1 protein-coding gene is annotated in these 3034 nt (G+C 36.5%); it reads right to left on the reverse strand.

Annotated features, from left to right (window positions below; all coding sequences use genetic code 11):
• On the reverse strand, positions 1-2966 hold a 2966-nt coding region (locus HRT72_14120; protein NQY68846.1), incomplete at its 3' end, for a PorP/SprF family type IX secretion system membrane protein.
• Positions 2967-3034: the final 68 nt, after the last annotated feature.

The following is a 3034-nucleotide window of genomic DNA, read 5'->3' on the forward strand; positions in this document are numbered from 1 at the left end:
AAATCGGTTAAGTAATTTTTAACCGCCATGGCCCGCTTCCGTGATAGAATAAGATTATCGCCCTCGTTTCCAGAATCATCCGTATGCCCTCCTAGCTTAAGTTTCCAAGAATCTTGACGCTTCATCTCTTGCGCTAAAGATTGAAGACCTTCCTTTGACGCCTCTTTTAATTTATCGGAATGGAACTCAAATTCAAGATTCACAAAAGCCTTTTTTAATAACTTTTTCTGCTCTGGATTTAACACCACCATTTCATCGTCTTCATCCCTTAAACTTAAATTCTGCATTGCCTCCATTTCCATCGTTTGAAGCTTAAAGTATTCGAAATCATCACTAGCAGCACTTTGAATTTCCCCATCTTTAAAGAGCATTTTTATTTCACTTATCTCACTGCCATCGCTATTTTCAAGACGAAACATAATATTTTCGCCTGATGTCAATTGTGAAAAGACAAAAAACCCATCGCTATTATTTAGAACAGATGCTAACGTATCCCCAGCTGCATTAATAGCATGAAGCATCATTTCTTTCTGATTTAGCCTATTATAGCTAAATTGATTTCTTCCAACTCCGTCGGCAATTATTAACGACTCATTACCTTGTTCGTCGGTGAGTAGAACCGAAATATCAGAATCATCTTCACTTCCATTTAGTTCAAATAAGTAATCTTGGGCATCGGGTAGTTCCTTAAAGTTGAACAAAAAAATGTTTTCCTTGCTCCTATGGGCTGTCATCAATTTATCTCCTTCTACATTCAGTAAAGTAAGGATGCCTCGCTCTGCCGGCAGCAACCCATATTTAAATTTGGTTCCATATTTATTAGATATCATAAGGCTAGACTGGTTCCCCTCTCCATCCATAAGTATGACTTGAATCTTTCTTATTTCTTCGTCGGCTTGGGATGCATCTAACGAAAATAAGTACGTTGAATCATTTGGTAATTTTGAAAATGAAAACTTAGTCGCTCCATTCTCATTGTATTCTGCAGAGCTAATCTTATCCCCATTTTCATTTACAAGATGTAATTGCCTTTTAGGTTCTTGAGGTAGTTTCTTATATCTGTATAAATTATCCTCACTTCTTACCACAACAATTAAATCCTCATTTCCTTCTAAATCTTGTAATCTTACAGTAAACTTCTCCATTTTATCGGCTTTGGATAAGGTGTTTAACCTAAAGACATACTCCGGCTTATTTGGCAACTTATTAAAGTAAAACACAAACTCTCCATCCTTGTTTCGATAAGCCGCTTCAACCCCTCCTTCGTTATCCAAAAGCAATAACCTGGCGTTTTCTGATGGTAGACGACCATACCTAAAATAGTTTTCAGACTCTTTGGTAACATCCAGCATTAGCTGATTCCCTCTCTCATCATATATTCTAACTTTAATATTATCGATGTTAGATGAACCGTCCATATAAAAAAGGAAGTTCTTACCGTTTGGTAATTTTGAAAATGCGAACTGAGAGACTTTCCCATTTTCGTAAGGAGCCACACCAATTGTATCCCCTGCACTTCCTAACATGAATAATTTAGAGGCACCATTAGGAAGCTTTTTATAATAGAATAAATCGTCGTTACTTCTTACAGCAACTATCTCGAATTTATCTCCTTCATCACTTTTAAAGAGAGCTTTAATCTCCTTAAGATTATCTAGGTCTACCCCTCTTTGAAACTCAAATTTATGTTCATCATCCGTTGGAAGTTTTGAAAAATGAAACTCATACAACCCCTCTGGATTCATTAATCCTTTACTCAGAATATCTCCATCATCTCCAATTAAAAATAGACTTGCTTCGCTATGTGGCAATTTTCCATACTTGAAATAATTACCATCTAAGTTATAGGCAGTAATTCTCTCTCGTTTCCCTGTCCTATTAACAAACTCAATATTCACAGATTCTAACCTGGTCAAATCCTCATCATCGAGTTTAAACATGTACATCGGGGCCTCTTTTAATTCATTAAAAATGAAATAACCATTCTCGCCCAATACAGCGGTTCCAATAATACTATCTCTGTCATTTAGGAAATGTAGTTCCTGTTTTAACTTCTTCGCTTCATCTTCGTCTTTATTCCCGAATTTTAGCTCCAGAGATATTTCATGCGTTCCCCCCGTAGCTCCTTTTAAAACTTGAGAAACCCCATCATAAGCATATCCAAGATCAAAGTATTTCGAAATGCCAATACCGGCGGATATTAGAGGTCCGTAGTTCAATTTATAGCCACCACCTAGCCAATACCTTTCAAGAAATCTCATGTAGAGATTTAAGTCCATATAAGGATCATAATCCTGACGGATTTTAAACACCACTACTGGCCTTAGATCGAATGATTCACTTAGCTTAATTACGTATCCAGAAGACAACATTACTTGCTGATTAAGCTTTGTTGCAGAAGAAGAATTAAATCCTAAACTCGGACCAGTAACATTTAAAAATGATGCATCCATATTTAACTTGTCGGATTTGAAATTAAATCCAATATTAATATTGGGTGTACCTGTTGTTTGCGTTGAGAATGCAATAGGGTCTTCTTCGAACAATTGAAAGCCGTTCACATTGTATTTATACGAGATATACCCAGCGTTAATTCCTGCAGAAAACATTCCTTGCCCTACCTCTGTTCTATAAGCGAATGAAGCATACATTCCCAGTGTTTCTTCTGGGCCTGCTTTATCCGAAGTTAAATGAACGCCAACTCCTAACTTTTGCACTTCAGCCTTACCTAAAGGCATATCAAATGCAATTCTATCTGTGTTTGGAGACCCTTTAAAAGAAGACCATTGATCTCTGGTTACAAGACTTAATCGATACTGGCCTGTGCTACCGGCAAGGGAAGGGTTGGTTGTTAACTGATTAAATAAATAGCGTTTGTAAAATTCACCTTCTTGGCCATATGAAGTATTTGAAAAAGCATATAAGCTTATAACAAGTACAAAAATTCTAAACCAATTATTTATCACAATCAAACTATCGAACTATGCTTACCCAGCCTTTAAAGGTTTCTCCTTCATTTTTTACTATGTAGTAG

Source organism: Flavobacteriales bacterium (assembly GCA_013214975.1).
Taxonomy (GTDB): domain Bacteria; phylum Bacteroidota; class Bacteroidia; order DT-38; family DT-38; genus DT-38.